Annotated in this window: 11 protein-coding genes and 1 tRNA gene; 4 read left to right on the top strand and 8 right to left on the bottom strand. The window is 55.3% G+C overall.

The window, feature by feature from the left end; all coding sequences use genetic code 11:
* From prmC to IEV29_RS08190, 7 genes are all read right to left on the bottom strand, one after another.
* Complete coding sequence (gene prmC, locus IEV29_RS08220; protein WP_188380711.1) at positions 1-846, bottom strand: peptide chain release factor N(5)-glutamine methyltransferase; 846 nt, start codon at positions 844-846, stop codon at positions 1-3.
* 11 nt (positions 847-857) lie between these two features.
* A complete protein-coding gene (locus tag IEV29_RS08215) occupies positions 858-1331 on the bottom strand; it encodes a disulfide bond formation protein B (RefSeq protein ID WP_188380710.1) in 474 nt (157 codons plus the stop codon).
* Between the two features lie 77 nt (positions 1332-1408).
* The gene (gene prfA / locus IEV29_RS08210) at positions 1409-2491 is read right to left on the bottom strand and encodes a peptide chain release factor 1 (protein WP_188381125.1); all 1083 of its coding nucleotides are present in this window, start codon (positions 2489-2491) and stop codon (positions 1409-1411) included.
* Between the two features lie 86 nt (positions 2492-2577).
* Positions 2578-3867 carry a glutamyl-tRNA reductase gene (gene hemA / locus IEV29_RS08205; protein WP_188380709.1) on the bottom strand — a complete coding sequence of 430 codons (1290 nt, stop codon included), beginning with the start codon at positions 3865-3867 and terminating at the stop codon, positions 2578-2580.
* Between the two features lie 74 nt (positions 3868-3941).
* A complete protein-coding gene (locus IEV29_RS08200) occupies positions 3942-6308 on the bottom strand; it encodes a CHASE2 domain-containing protein (RefSeq protein ID WP_188380708.1) in 2367 nt (788 codons plus the stop codon).
* Between the two features lie 12 nt (positions 6309-6320).
* Entirely contained in the window at positions 6321-7727 is a 1407-nt protein-coding gene (locus IEV29_RS08195) for a FecR domain-containing protein (RefSeq protein ID WP_188380707.1), read from the bottom strand.
* A gap of 27 nt (positions 7728-7754) precedes the next feature.
* Positions 7755-8444 (bottom strand): response regulator transcription factor, encoded by a 690-nt coding sequence (locus IEV29_RS08190; protein ID WP_188380706.1) that lies wholly within the window; start codon positions 8442-8444, stop codon positions 7755-7757.
* Between the two features lie 323 nt (positions 8445-8767).
* On the opposite strand from IEV29_RS08190, the gene IEV29_RS08185 reads away from it, so the two are divergent.
* The gene (locus IEV29_RS08185; RefSeq protein WP_188380705.1) at positions 8768-8959 is read left to right on the top strand and encodes a hypothetical protein; all 192 of its coding nucleotides are present in this window, start codon (positions 8768-8770) and stop codon (positions 8957-8959) included.
* A 189-nt stretch (positions 8960-9148) separates the two neighbouring features.
* Here IEV29_RS08185 and IEV29_RS08180 read toward each other — a convergent pair.
* Positions 9149-9224 (bottom strand) — tRNA-Phe (locus IEV29_RS08180).
* A 114-nt stretch (positions 9225-9338) separates the two neighbouring features.
* Here IEV29_RS08180 and IEV29_RS08175 point away from each other — a divergent pair.
* From IEV29_RS08175 to IEV29_RS08165, 3 genes are all read left to right on the top strand, one after another.
* Entirely contained in the window at positions 9339-10532 is a 1194-nt protein-coding gene (locus IEV29_RS08175; RefSeq protein WP_188380704.1) for a UbiH/UbiF family hydroxylase, read from the top strand.
* Positions 10533-10564: 32 nt separating this feature from the next.
* Complete coding sequence (locus tag IEV29_RS08170; RefSeq protein ID WP_373464202.1) at positions 10565-11284, top strand: DsbC family protein; 720 nt, start codon at positions 10565-10567, stop codon at positions 11282-11284.
* Between the two features lie 124 nt (positions 11285-11408).
* On the top strand, positions 11409-13199 hold the full coding sequence (locus IEV29_RS08165) for a M61 family metallopeptidase (protein WP_188380703.1): 1791 nt from the start codon (positions 11409-11411) through the stop codon (positions 13197-13199).
* Positions 13200-13250: the final 51 nt, after the last annotated feature.

Here is a 13250-nt window from a genome sequence, read left to right as displayed (position 1 = left end):
TCAACCGTCGGTAGGCAGGCGCCCACCACTGACACGTTCAATTGCAGCCAGATCCCGCCAGCTTTGTACATCTGCAAACTGGTTCTGCATCAGCAACTGTCGTACGGCATCGGCCTGATCGTAACCATGCTCCATCAATAACCATCCATCGCTGTGCAGAAACGATGCTGCATGCCGGCATAGCGTGCGTAATGCGGACAAGCCATCTGCATGATCGGTCAATGCACTGATCGGTTCAAACCGCAGATCGCCCTGAGAAAGATGCGCGTCACCTGCCACGATATAGGGCGGATTGGATACGATCAGATCGAATGCAGGGCGCGCCTGCCGAGCATGCAATGCCGTAAACCAGTCGCTCTGCAGAAAGTCGATGTGCACCTCATTGCGTTCTGCATTCTCGCGCGCCAGAGCGAGTGCATCGGCACTGACATCCAGTGCCGTCACCTTTGCATCAGGACGCGCATGCGCGATGGCGATGGCGATGGCACCGGAGCCGGTTCCCATATCGAGCAGGCTGCCATTCCGGGGAAGGCGTTGAATCGCCAGTTCAACCAGCAATTCGGTTTCCGGTCGTGGAATCAGGACCGCCGGTGTAACACGGAAGGACAGGCCAAAGAATTCACGTTCACCGAGCAGATAAGCCATCGGCTCGCCGGCCATGCGGCGCGTGATCAATGCCGATAATTGCTGTGTTTCCTGTGCATTCAGGATCCGGTCGGATTGGGTAATCAACTGCACACGGGTCAGCTGCAGAATGTGACCGAGCAGCATGCGCAATTCCAGCGGGGGCAAACAGGCAGAACGCAGCACGGTGTCGAGCGTACTGCCTGAAGGAATCATGCTCATGCGAGGGACGATTAGCGGCGTTTAAGCGCAACGCGCATCATCGCCACACTCAGCACGGCAAACCACAGCAATGCCCATTGTGGCAGCGACAGGCCGAGGATCGGTGCATAGTTGGTGCTGCACAAACCATCGGCCTTGAACAGAAACGGCATCAGTTCGGCAGTGGGGATGGTATTGAGTGTCGTCTCCAGCGGATCGATCCCGCACGATACATCCGGACTGGATTTGACGTGGATGTGCCAGCCCGCAACGCCCGCACCAGCGATGGCGGTCAACGCACCTAACGCGGCACCCGCACGCTCACCGGCAGGCGGCAGTGCAGCAGCGATCAGGCAGAACAAGGCAATCGCGGCAAAGGCATAGCGCTGGATAACGCACAACGGGCATGGTTGCATGCCTTCGATGTGTTGCAGATACAAGGCGAAGGCCAGCAGACCGATCGCAATGAATGCGACGGTGATCAACATGGTTTTGGTGGTGTTCATGAATGAGTGTACGTTCCGAATGAGAGTGAAGCCAACAGGTTGTGTTTGAGACAGGCAGGCACGGTGAATGGTTGCACCTAGCTGGCGTCGGCCAGCGACGCCAGCAATTCTGCCTGATGTTCGGTCGTCAGTGCGGTAGTCAGCTCCGTCAGGTCGCCATCCATGATGAAGTCCAGTTTGTACAGCGTCAGATTGATGCGGTGATCCGTCATGCGGCCTTGCGGGAAATTATAGGTGCGGATGCGTTCACTGCGATCACCGGAGCCAATCAGGGACTTGCGCGTTGCCGCTTCCTTCGACTGTTGTTCGCGCAATTGCACATCCTTGATCCGTGCAGCCAGCACTTTGAGTGCGGACGCCTTGTTCTTGTGCTGGCTGCGATCATCCTGGCATTCGACCACGATGCCGCTCGGAATATGCGTGATGCGAACGGCAGAGTCGGTTTTATTGATGTGCTGACCACCGGCGCCAGACGCGCGGAATGTATCGATGCGCAGATCGGCCGGATTGATGTCCACGTCTTCCACTTCATCCGCTTCCGGCATGACCGCAACCGTGCAGGCCGAGGTGTGGATACGGCCCTGAGTCTCGGTCGCGGGGACGCGTTGCACACGATGGCCACCCGATTCGAATTTGAGTTTGGAGTAGGCGCCGATACCGATGATGCGTGCAATGACCTCGCGATAACCGCCCAGCTCGGAATCTGACGAGGAAACGATTTCTACCTGCCAGCGATTGCGTTCGGCAAAGCGGGTGTACATGCGCAGCAAGTCGCCAGCAAAAAGCGCGGATTCATCGCCGCCAGTGCCTGCGCGAATCTCCAGAAAAATGTTGCGCTCATCGTTGGGATCCTTGGGCAGCAGCATCTTTTGCAAATCGAGTTCCAGCCTTTCCATGCGTGATTTGGCAGCGCTGATTTCCTCCTGCGCAAATTCCTTCATGTCTGCATCGGCCAGCATCTCTTGTGCCGCGAGGATGTCGGCATCGGCTTGTACGTAATCCTTGTACAACGCGACCAAGGGACCAAGGTCGGCATGCTCGCGCGTCATTTTGCGATACTGATTGATGTCGGATGTTGCGTCTTCCTGCATGAGCAGGGCATCCAGTTCGGCCAATCGTTCTGTCAGTTGATCGAGCTTGGCAAGCATCGAAGGTTTCATCATGAGTGTAGTCCTGAGGGAATTCTTGAAGCAGGCAGCGCGTGGGTTGCCGGCGTATGCTGATGCGGTAACGCGAGAAAAATACGCTAGCGCTTGGTGCGGAAGAGTTGCGGCAGCAAGGCGGCAAGGCGAGCACGTTCGTCACCTTGCGCATTGTTCAGAGCTTGTTGCGGGCCATGCAGGAATTTTGCAGTCAGACCTTTGGACAGAGCTTCCAGAACCGTATCGATATCCTCGCCGCGCTCCAGCAGGCGACGTGCGCGCTCCAGCTCGACCATGCGCATGGCTTCGCTGCTTTCATGCAGATCCTGGATCAATGGCACGACAGCGCGCGCATCAACCCAGTGCATGAATGCCTGAACGCGATGTTCAATGATCGCTTCCGCTTGCGCCACGGCAGCCTGACGGTTCTCGACACCGCTTTGCACGAAGGCACCCAGATCATCAACGGTATAGAGAAAGACGTCATTGAGGCGTCCGACCTCTGCTTCGATATCGCGTGGCACGGCCAGATCGACCATGAACATCGGCTTATGTTTGCGCGCCTTGATCGCGCGTTCAACCATGCCGAGACCGATGATGGGCAGTGACGATGCCGTCGAAGAGATGACGATATCGTATTGCGCCAGTTGATCTGGCAGATCAGCGAGGCGAATCGATTTGCCATGCAGACGATGCGCCAGCGTTTCGCCCCGTTCCAGGGTGCGGTTGGCAATCGTCAGCGATTTGGCGTTCTGTGCTGCAAAGTGCGTGGCACACAGTTCGATCATTTCGCCGGCACCGATGAACAGGACGTTCTGTTCGGAAATCTTGTCGAAAATGCGTTCGGAAAGCCGTACTGCGGCCGCCGCCATCGACACACTATGCGCGCCGATCTGCGTTGTGCTGCGGACTTCCTTGGCAACCGCGAAGGTGCGCTGAAACATCTGGTGCAGATAGGTGCCCAGACCGCCTGCCGCATCCGCTTGTCGCACGGCGTTCTTCATCTGGCCGAGGATTTGCGGCTCGCCCAGTACCATTGAATCAAGCCCGGATGCCACGCGGAACGCATGGCGTACCGCATTTTCCTGCGGCAAGGCATACAGATAAGGACGCAGATCCGAGTAGGACAACTGGTGATAATCGGCGAGAAAATGCGCCGTCAGATCGATGGCTTCATTGACACCGCCCGGCAGATGGCTGGCGGCATAGAGTTCGGTGCGATTGCAGGTCGAGAGGATGGCTGCTTCGTCGCTATAGACTTCCGGCGCGTGATTGCCATACCAGGCGCGTGCGGACGCAACCGCCTGACCAATCTGATCAGCCGGAAAGGCAACCTTCTCGCGCAGTGAAACTGGCGCAGTAGTGTGATTGATGCCGACGGCGACAAGTTGCATGAATGGCACGCATCTCTGGAGTAACGGCTTATTATAGCCCGCCAGCATTGTTTGGATCGTAGACGATGTCGCTTTCAGACTGCAGGGCAGGCGGGGATGAGGACCGTAAATGTAGTGCCTTGCCCGACGGCACTGGTGAAGTTGATATCGCCATGATGGCGTTCGACCACGGTCTTGACGAAAACCAGTCCCAGACCGACGCCGTCATGACGGGCCAGGTCGGGTGATTCCATATGCTGAAAGCGCCGGAACAGGCGTGCCTGATCTTCCGGGGCGATGCCATAGCCCTGATCGCGGATGCTGCAGATGATCTGCTGATCCTGACGCGTTACGGCACAATGGATTGTGGTGTGTTCGGGGCTGTAGTTGATGGCATTGGACAATAGATTGATCAGTGCGCGCGTCATCAGGGTGCGATCGACATTGACTGGACAGTCATCGTACGCATTGTCCACTTCGACCGTGATGTGCTTGTTCTTGGCGAGTGACCAGACTTCATCGGCTGCATCGAACAGCAAATCGTGGAAGTCCATTTCTTCCAGACGGTACTCGTCTGACTCGGCACGCGCCAATTGCACAAAATTGTCGGCCAGACCGAGTGTGCGGCGGGATGCTTTTTCGATACGCGCAAACAGCTCCTCCAGCGGCAGGGCGGACGACGTTTCCTGTTGCAGTTCCAGCAAGGCCAGAATCGATGCTTGCGGGCCCCGCATGTCGTGTGACAGGAAGCGTAATGTTTCATCGCGACTACGCTCGGCTGCACGTACGGTGGAGATATCGATGATGCTGACAATCCAGCCGGTCAGCAGCGTTGCCGACGAGTAGGTTGGTGCGCTCTTGATCAGCAGATCATGTCCTTGCGCATCGTGTACGGCAATGCCATCGACAAGATTTGCCGCTTGTTGCAAGTCCAGCAAATCTGCCCACTGGAACGATGTATTGAACTGCTGGCCAAGCGGTTTGGGTGTGCTCAGACACGCTAGTATCGGCAGGATGCTGGCACCTGTGACTTGTGGGTAGCCGAGTAAGCGGCAGTATTCGATGGCATGCCGGTTGGCGAGCACGATATTGCCTTCGATACCGGTGACCAGCGTTGCATCCGGCAGACTGTCCAGACTGTCGGAAACAAACTGCCGCAAATCGCGGACGCGGCGTGCAGCCCGCTTCATGGCGGAGATGCGCTGCGTCAGCACATCGACGACTTCTTTGGATTTCGGTGCCGGTGGTTCCGGCAGCAGATGCGGTTCGCTGTCGAGGCGGATGAACTCCTGTCCGAGATAGGTGATGGCGGCTTCGAGCCGTCGCCAGCTCCACAATGGATAGGACAGTATCAGGACAAGAATGGCAGCAGATGGTGGCAGCCACATGCCGGCCCGCAGACTCAGGTAACTGGCCAGCAACGTGATGAAGATCCATCCGGCCATGCCGAGCAAAGAGAGCCGTGGAGAAAGCAGCAGATACCCGAGCAACACCATAAAAACCGGCATGAGATTGAACAGTGCGGTCTTCCATGCTGGTGGAATGGTGATGTGATGGTTGTTGAGCAGGGCGGACAACACGTTTGCGTGAATCTCAATGCCGGGCATGGCACCCGATGAGCCGGATACCGGCGTGGGATAAGAGTCCGCCATGCCGAGAGCGGTGGCACCGATCAACACGTATTTGTTCTGGAAAAACGAGGCAGGTACCTCGTCACGGAGCACCGAGATGTAAGGAACGGTGGGGAACTGGCCAATGCCGCTTTCGAACGGAATGTGAATCTGGTCGGCTCGCGACCACTCATCCGGCATACCGATCTGCGGTTCGGCAGCATGATGCGTATTTTTCGTATTCCTGCCGGTACCGATTGCAATCAATGCTTCTGCAAAATGCGGCCACCACACGCCATGCTGACCTTCACGCAGAAAGACGCTGCGCACCACGCCATCGCTATCGTGCTCCAGATCGATATGCCCGAGTGCGCGCGTGGCTTGCGCCAGTGCAGGCGTTGGCAAGCCGGCGATCAGACCTTGACCTGCACTCATCATCACGACCGGCAGCACCGTGCGCTGACTGCGCTGCAAGACGGCGGCCAGCGACTCATCGCCAGGGCGTTGTCCTTGTGCATCTGGTATTTCCGGTTCGGAAAGGATCACATCCACGCCGATTGCCAGCGGTTGAGCGCGATTGATTTTATTGATCAGCTCGGCATGGTGAATGCGAGGCCAGGGCCAGCGCCCCAGCTCGGCAATGCTGTAATCGTCGATGGCGACGATGATGATGTCGTCGCGCACTGGTTTGGACGATGCCGACAGAAAAAGGTCGTACAAGGATTGGTCAAGGCGTCCTAACCCGTTTTGCCAGCCGAGTGCCGCGACCAGCGCGAGGAGGCTGACAAACAGTGCCAGCCACTCGCGCAGAGCAAGCCGGCGCACAAAGGGGGAGGACCAGCGATTTTCCATTACTGGACGGGATCAGCGGGACGCGCTATTTGCGGGCGACTTGGGGCGCAGTGGTTGCCCGTCATTGATGATCCATTGATCCGTGACGATCAGTGTCTGTGCAAAAGAGTAGGCATTGCCGCTGCCATCTGGGTTGATGCTCTGCACACGGGCAAAGTAGGTGCCGAAAGATGGTCGTGGAAAACGCACTTCGTTGCCGGTCACGCTGGCGTTGTAGGTGAGCCAACTGAATTCGCTGTCGCGAGCGACTTGCACATTGTATTTTGCCGTTGCAGAGCCGGGCCAGCGCAAGAGTAGCTCTTGCGGATTACTGCTGGCGACGGTTGGTGCGGGTTGTGCCGGCGTATAGGTCTGTGGTTTGACGCGATCGCGGATTGTCACGGCCATTACGCGTGGCATACCTTCCAAACCGAGCGGATCGATCGCGGTCAGGCGCGCAAAGTAATTGCCTTCAGCGATGTTTTCGAGAATCACATCGCCAGCCTTGCCACTTCCTTCTGCAATCAGGTCGAGCATTTCGCTGTCATGCGCGAGTTCGACATGATAGGACACCGCATTGGGTAGTGGCATGAAGGCGAAATGGGCATGTTCGCCAAAGCGGTAAGGCATGTCGGCAAGTTGTGGTGGTGCCAGTAGATCAACCGTAGGGCCAAGGCTTGTGCGTGTCGTGATGTTGCCTTTGGCGCGTGGCAGTAAACGGCCATTATCTTCGCGCTGCAGGCTGGCCAGAACACGCCCATCCAGTACTTCGGTTGCGACTTCTTTGTCACCTAGCCGAACACGGAATTCGGTGCCACGTACACCGGCAACAGAGAGTGGGGTACGAACTTTATAACTGCCTTTGTTGGTTTCAAGTGGCGACACACGCGACAGCACACGGCCTTTCTGCAAGGCGACTTCTACGCGCGGGCTGGCGGTGTACAGCGTTTTTCGCAATGTCGTGATTTGTACATTGCTGTTGGACGGAATCGAAACACGGGATTGATCCGGCAAACCGATCGTCACGAAGCTATTGGTGCCCGTGCTGACTTTCACGCCCTCGACGATCCGATTGCCGATATTGAGCACGCCGGTCGTGCCGTCGGTGTACGTGGCCGTGACCAGACCATTGCGGGCAATGACTTTGCCTTCGCTTGGTTCATCTTGCAGCAGGTCGGCAGGGATAGTAATCGGCGTGCCGATCGGAATACCGGTGTCTTTGGCGATATTGTTGATAATGCCCAGCGTGATCCAGTTAGCGGCGCGGGTGGTGTAGGCGCTGGCAATCGACATCAAGGTATCGCCTGCCTTGGCGTGATACACAATGCCGGAAGGGAGTGTCGTGATGCTGCCCGGTGTCTGGGCAAAAGCGGAAGAAAGCAGGACGGCACTGACTAACAGTGCCGTAAGAACTCTCAGTTGAATCAGGGTGATGCGCATACTTCCTCTCCGCGCAACCCGGCGCGCTTATGCGGTCACTTGCTCCAGTCGGTAGCCATAACTGTAGACTGGGGCTAAACGAAATCCATGCTCCGGGCGTAATTGTAGCTTGCTCCGTACGCGGGATACATGAGTATCCATCGTTCTGGACGGAATTTCGATGTCACGCGACCACACTGCTTCCAGAATATAGGCGCGAGACAGCGGACGCCCCAGGTTGCGGAAGAACAGAAGAGCCAGATCAAATTCCTTCTGCGTGACTTCAATTTGTGCGCCGGAGACTGTCAGTCGGCCGGTGCGTGTTTCGAAAACAAAGTTGCCAAACTGGATTTGCTCGACAGGATTCTGGCTTGGGTAAGCCCGTCGCAGCAGGGCCTGAACGCGCGCTAGCAGCTCCCCTCGGCGAATCGGCTTGATCATGTAATCATCGGCGCCCGCTGCCAGACCAGCGACGATATCATCTTCGCCAGACCGGCTGGTCATAAACAGAACCGGCAAATTCGCCGGCAGTTTTTCACGTGCCCACAAAAGAACATCTGCGCCACTCAGATCCGGCACCTGCCAGTCGATGATGAGCATGTCAAAGCTCTCACGACGCAATTGATTCAGCAATTCCTTGCCACGCTGAAAAGGGTGGCACGCATGACCGGCGGCGCTAAGCACCTGGCACACCAGATCTGTCTGGCTACGATCATCATCAAGTACGGCAATTCGCATGGTATTTGGCGCGTTCAGCAAGTTGTTGAATTAGGTCAAGCCTAATTTAACAAAACTCGTTTTTTGACGGCACAGGTTTTCTTGTGGTGTGACAATAGTTCACAAATAATGCAGCCTTAAAGAAACATTTGTGACCTATTTGAATGCAAATTTTGCATTTTAGCTATGAATTCCAGTACGGATGCGGAGGTCGGCGTCAAATCACTTGCATGGCCGCGACACAAATCAATGTGAAGAAAATGTGAAATTTTGATTGATAACTGACAAAAATTTTCTATATTGGAATCGTAGTACCCATGAAGTCAGACCAACAGGAGGTAATCATGAATACGCATATTTTTGATTCCTGGCATCTGCCTCACATGCCCCAAACCCGTTTGAACCTTCGCGACAAGGAAGATTTGAAGTATGTTGCGAAATTCAGTCTGGGTGTATTGGTCGGAACACTGTTGTTCATTGCTGCTGTGAACGTTGTGTTCGATCTGGGCATGCCGCTCCTGCCGACCATTGGCTAACAACGAAAAGTATTGCACTCGAGTTGATAAATTAGCCTTGGTACGTCGACAATCCGCCTTTGGGCGGATTTTTTATTTCAGCGGTGCGAATGCAAAACAGTGTGTTAGGCGGTGGTGAGCGATTGCAAGACTGAAAGTGACGGCTACTAAAATAAAAAAGCCCCGGCAATTGACGGGGCTTTAAAGTCTTGGTGGCCCGGGGCGGAATCGAACCACCGACACAAGGATTTTCAATCCTCTGCTCTACCGACTGAGCTACCAGGCCAAGGCGGGCAAGTATAGCAAACTTGGAGAGATATGCAAGCGTTGTCTGCAAATTACTTGCTTGTGCATCGGTATAATATGAATTCAGGTTTATTTTCTCTTTCGGAATTCTTGCATGCATTCGCACACAGATATATGCATCGTCGGCGATGGGGCGATTGGCAAAGTGGCGGCGCTTGGCTTTGCACAGGCTGGCTTGAAGGTTGCCTTGTTGCGCCCCTCGCGAGGAACGTCGGCTCAGACACCAAGTGACGCCTGGGATGTTCGTGTGTATGCAGTAAATCACACGGCGCATGCCTTGTTATCCGGGGTAAAGGTGTGGGATGCCTTGGATATGGCGCGCGTTGCGCCGGTTGATGCAATGGCGGTGCAAGGTGACGGCGTTCACGCCGGCAATCTTGGGTTTGATGCTTATGGTGCGCGTGTCGGTGCTTTGGCCTGGATTGTCGAGGATCGCAATCTCAATCAGGCGCTGGATGCGGCACTGAAATTTGCCTCAAACGTGAAGATGGTGGAAGGACGCGCAACGGCGATTGAAGTCAATGCCGAGACCGCAAAAGTGACATTGGCGAATGGCGACGTACTGTCTGCCGACTTGCTGGTCGGTGCCGATGGTGGGCAGTCGTGGGTGCGTGCGCAATGTGATATCGGCTTTGATTATCGCTCTTATGGCCAACGGGCGATTGTGACTAATTTTGCGTGTGAAAAGCCGCACCGCGGTATTGCGTATCAATGGTTTTCTGCACAGGAGGGCATCATTGCCTTGCTGCCATTGCCGGATAACCGCGTTTCCCTGGTCTGGTCTGCACCGGATGCGTTGGCGGAAGAATTATTGAAAGAGTCGATGCCGCAATTGGCGCAGCGACTGGCCGCTTACGCGCAGCCTGCGCTTGGCGCATTGACGCCCCTGCAACCGGAAGTCGCCAAATCCTTCCCTTTGTCATTGATTCGTCCGCACGCGATCACGGCGCCGCGCGTTGCCTTGATCGGGGACGCGGCCCACGTCGTGCACCCGTTAGCGGGGCATGGCATGAATCTCGGTTTTGCTGATGTGGACGCGTTGGTGCGTATCGTGGCTGAGCGCGGTGCACATCGCGATTGCGGCGATGCGCGGGTGCTGGCGCGATATGCCCGGTCACGTAAGGAAGACATTCTGCTCATGCAACTGGCGACCGACGGTCTGGCGCGACTTTTTGGCACGGATATCGAACCAGTGCGCATGATGCGTAATCTTGGATTGAACCTCGTGAACCGCCTGCCTGTCCTAAAGCGAAGATTGATTGGCCATGCCTTGGGCAAATCGCTTTAAACTCCCCTGCAACGAACGAAAACGGAAACAAGATGAAAGCAAGCAAGTGGATTGCCGCCCTGTTGGCAGGCATGATCTCGATGGTCGCTTATGCTGAAACGGCGCAGGAAGCCGCGGTGCGCAAGGTGATTGAGCCACGCCTCGGGCCGGAAGCCAAGGTAGAGTCGGTGACCAGAACGCCTTATTCCGGCTTGTTTGAAATTCAAGTCAACGGCGACATCATTTATACCGATGCCAAGGGCGAATATCTGTTTGTCGGGCGCGTGGTCGATGCACGCACCTATCAGGACTACACCAAGGCCCGCCTCGATGACATCAACAAGGTCACCTTCGGCAATCTGCCGCTTGAGCTGGCCATGAAGGAAGTAAAAGGCAATGGCAAACGCGTGATCGCCGTGTTCGAGGACCCGAATTGCGGTTATTGCAAACGTTTCCGTCGCACGTTGGAGAGCGTCAACAACATTACCGTGTACACCTTCATGTACAACATTCTGTCCCCCGATTCGGTCGAAAAGTCGCGCAATATCTGGTGTGCACCCAACCGTGTCAAGGCATGGGATGACTGGATGCTTAACGGAAAAGTGCCACCAACCGCATCGCCGAATTGCGTGACGCCGCACGAAAAAGTGCTGGAGCTTGGTCGCAATATGAAAGTGACAGGTACGCCAACGATTATCTTTGCAGATGGTTCGCGCATTCCAGGGGCGATTGACGCCAAGGCACTGGAAGCCAAGCTGTCTTCCATCAAGTAATCGTCTTTGCCAGAATTGAAAAGCGCCGTGCCAGTTGCCGGCGCTTTTTTGTTGGTGCGGCATTCCTGCATAGAGCAAGTGATGCCGTTACACTAATACTTATTTCCAATCGCTCAATGCGCTGATGAACCACGCTATTCACTACACCATCTTTCCTAAAAATCCTGCGGCCCATTTGTATGGCGTCACACTGACAGTTGCCGAGCCGGATCTGGGTGGGCAGGTATTTTCTTTGCCCGCCTGGATTCCAGGCAGCTACATGATTCGCGAATTTGCAAAGAACATTGTGCAGATCACTGCAACATGCGGTCGGAAAAAAGTCTCGCTGGAAAAAATCGACAAGCACACGTGGCTGGCAGCACCTTGCGATGGCCCACTGACGCTGGAATATGAAGTGTATGCGTGGGATTTGTCAGTGCGCACGGCGCATCTCGATCAATTGCATGGCTTCTTCAACGGCACCAGTGTGTTTCTGCGTGTACAGGGGCAGGAAGAAATTGAGCATGTAGTCGATATTCAGCCGCCGCAAGGTGATGAGTTTGCGAAATGGCGTGTTGCCACGGCCATGACGCGCTTGAAAGCCAAGCGATACGGATTTGGTACCTATCAGGCAGCTAACTATGATGAGCTGATCGATCATCCGGTTGAAATGGGCACGTTCCTGTTGGCGACTTTCAAGGCTTGGGGCGTGCAACATGATGTGGTATTCACCGGCAAGGTACCAAATCTGGATATCGACCGAATTACCGCCGATCTGCAAAAGATCTGTGAAGCGCAAATCGCGTTGTTCGAGCCGCGCACGCGCCGTGCACCGATGGACCGCTACGTCTTCATGACGATGGTCGTCAGTGATGGTTATGGTGGCCTGGAACATCGTGCGTCGACCGCACTGATTTGTTCGCGTGGCGATTTGCCGGTGAAAGGCAAGCACGATATGTCGGAAGGGTATCGGACCTTTCTCGGCCTGTGCAGTCACGAATACTTTCATACCTGGAACGTCAAACGCATCAAGCCAGTCGCTTTTGCGCCCTATGAACTGAGCGCGGAAAGCTACACACCGTTGTTATGGCTGTTCGAAGGATTTACCAGCTATTACGACGACTTGATTCTGGTACGCAGCGGTGTGATTGATGAAGCAACCTATCTCAAGCTGATTGCCAAAACGGTCAACGGGGTGCTGCGCGGCTCGGGGCGTACCAAGCAAAGTGTGGCTGAATCCAGTTTCGATGCCTGGGTCAAGTATTACCGTCAGGATGAGAATGCGACCAATGCAGTCGTCAGCTATTACACCAAAGGCTCGCTGGTAGGGTTGGCGCTGGATTTGATGATTCGGGCAGAGACGAAAGGTGGTAAATCGCTCGACGACGTGATGCGCGCCTTATGGCAAAAATACGGTCGGGATTTTTATGACGGTGGCGGGCGTGGTGTAACGGAAGAGGAAGTCGATGCGCTGTTTGACAGCGTGACAGGTCTCAAACTCAAGCGCGTACTTGATCGCTGGGTGCGTGGCACGGAAGATTTGCCATTGGCGAAACTGCTTGCACCGTTTGGCGTCACGCTGACAGACGAGCGTAGTCGCACGCGTGCTGCATTAGGCATGCGCACGGTGCGCGACGGTAACGATTGCAAGGTCGGGACGATTTTCGAGGCGAGCGCAGCCCAGAAAGCCGGCTTGTCTGTGGGCGACATCATCATCGCCATCGATGGTTTGCGTGTGAACGGATCAAACATTGATGCTTTGCTATCGCGTTACCGTCTGGGTGATCGTTTCGCCATCCACGCCTTCCGACGTGATGAATTGATGACGTTTGATGCACGCATGGCCGTATCCGATTTTCCGAATGTCGTGATCGCGCTGGACGCAAAGCCTACAAGTAATTCATCGCTGCGGTCGAGATGGTTAAAGCGTAAATAAGAAAAGAAAGCGGGCCAATAAGACGCCCATCGCATTGTGGAAATAAAAAAG

The organism is Oxalicibacterium faecigallinarum (genome assembly GCF_014635705.1).
GTDB classification, from domain to species: Bacteria; Pseudomonadota; Gammaproteobacteria; order Burkholderiales; family Burkholderiaceae_D; genus Oxalicibacterium; species Oxalicibacterium faecigallinarum.
Note: the sequence above shows the minus strand (reverse complement) of the source record. Positions and strands in the feature narration are given on the sequence as shown.

What these genes read in the sequence shown, in the direction of transcription:
- prmC (WP_188380711.1), bottom strand. Translation starts at nt 846, where the DNA reads ATGAGCATGATTCCTTCAGGCAGTACGCTCGACACCGTGCTGCGTTCT.
- IEV29_RS08215 (WP_188380710.1), bottom strand. Translation starts at nt 1,331, where the DNA reads ATGAACACCACCAAAACCATGTTGATCACCGTCGCATTCATTGCGATC.
- prfA (WP_188381125.1), bottom strand. Translation starts at nt 2,491, where the DNA reads ATGAAACCTTCGATGCTTGCCAAGCTCGATCAACTGACAGAACGATTG.
- hemA (WP_188380709.1), bottom strand. Translation starts at nt 3,867, where the DNA reads ATGCAACTTGTCGCCGTCGGCATCAATCACACTACTGCGCCAGTTTCA.
- IEV29_RS08200 (WP_188380708.1), bottom strand. Translation starts at nt 6,308, where the DNA reads ATGGAAAATCGCTGGTCCTCCCCCTTTGTGCGCCGGCTTGCTCTGCGC.
- IEV29_RS08195 (WP_188380707.1), bottom strand. Translation starts at nt 7,727, where the DNA reads ATGCGCATCACCCTGATTCAACTGAGAGTTCTTACGGCACTGTTAGTC.
- IEV29_RS08190 (WP_188380706.1), bottom strand. Translation starts at nt 8,444, where the DNA reads ATGCGAATTGCCGTACTTGATGATGATCGTAGCCAGACAGATCTGGTG.
- IEV29_RS08185 (WP_188380705.1), top strand. Translation starts at nt 8,768, where the DNA reads ATGAATACGCATATTTTTGATTCCTGGCATCTGCCTCACATGCCCCAA.
- IEV29_RS08175 (WP_188380704.1), top strand. Translation starts at nt 9,339, where the DNA reads ATGCATTCGCACACAGATATATGCATCGTCGGCGATGGGGCGATTGGC.
- IEV29_RS08170 (WP_373464202.1), top strand. Translation starts at nt 10,565, where the DNA reads ATGAAAGCAAGCAAGTGGATTGCCGCCCTGTTGGCAGGCATGATCTCG.
- IEV29_RS08165 (WP_188380703.1), top strand. Translation starts at nt 11,409, where the DNA reads ATGAACCACGCTATTCACTACACCATCTTTCCTAAAAATCCTGCGGCC.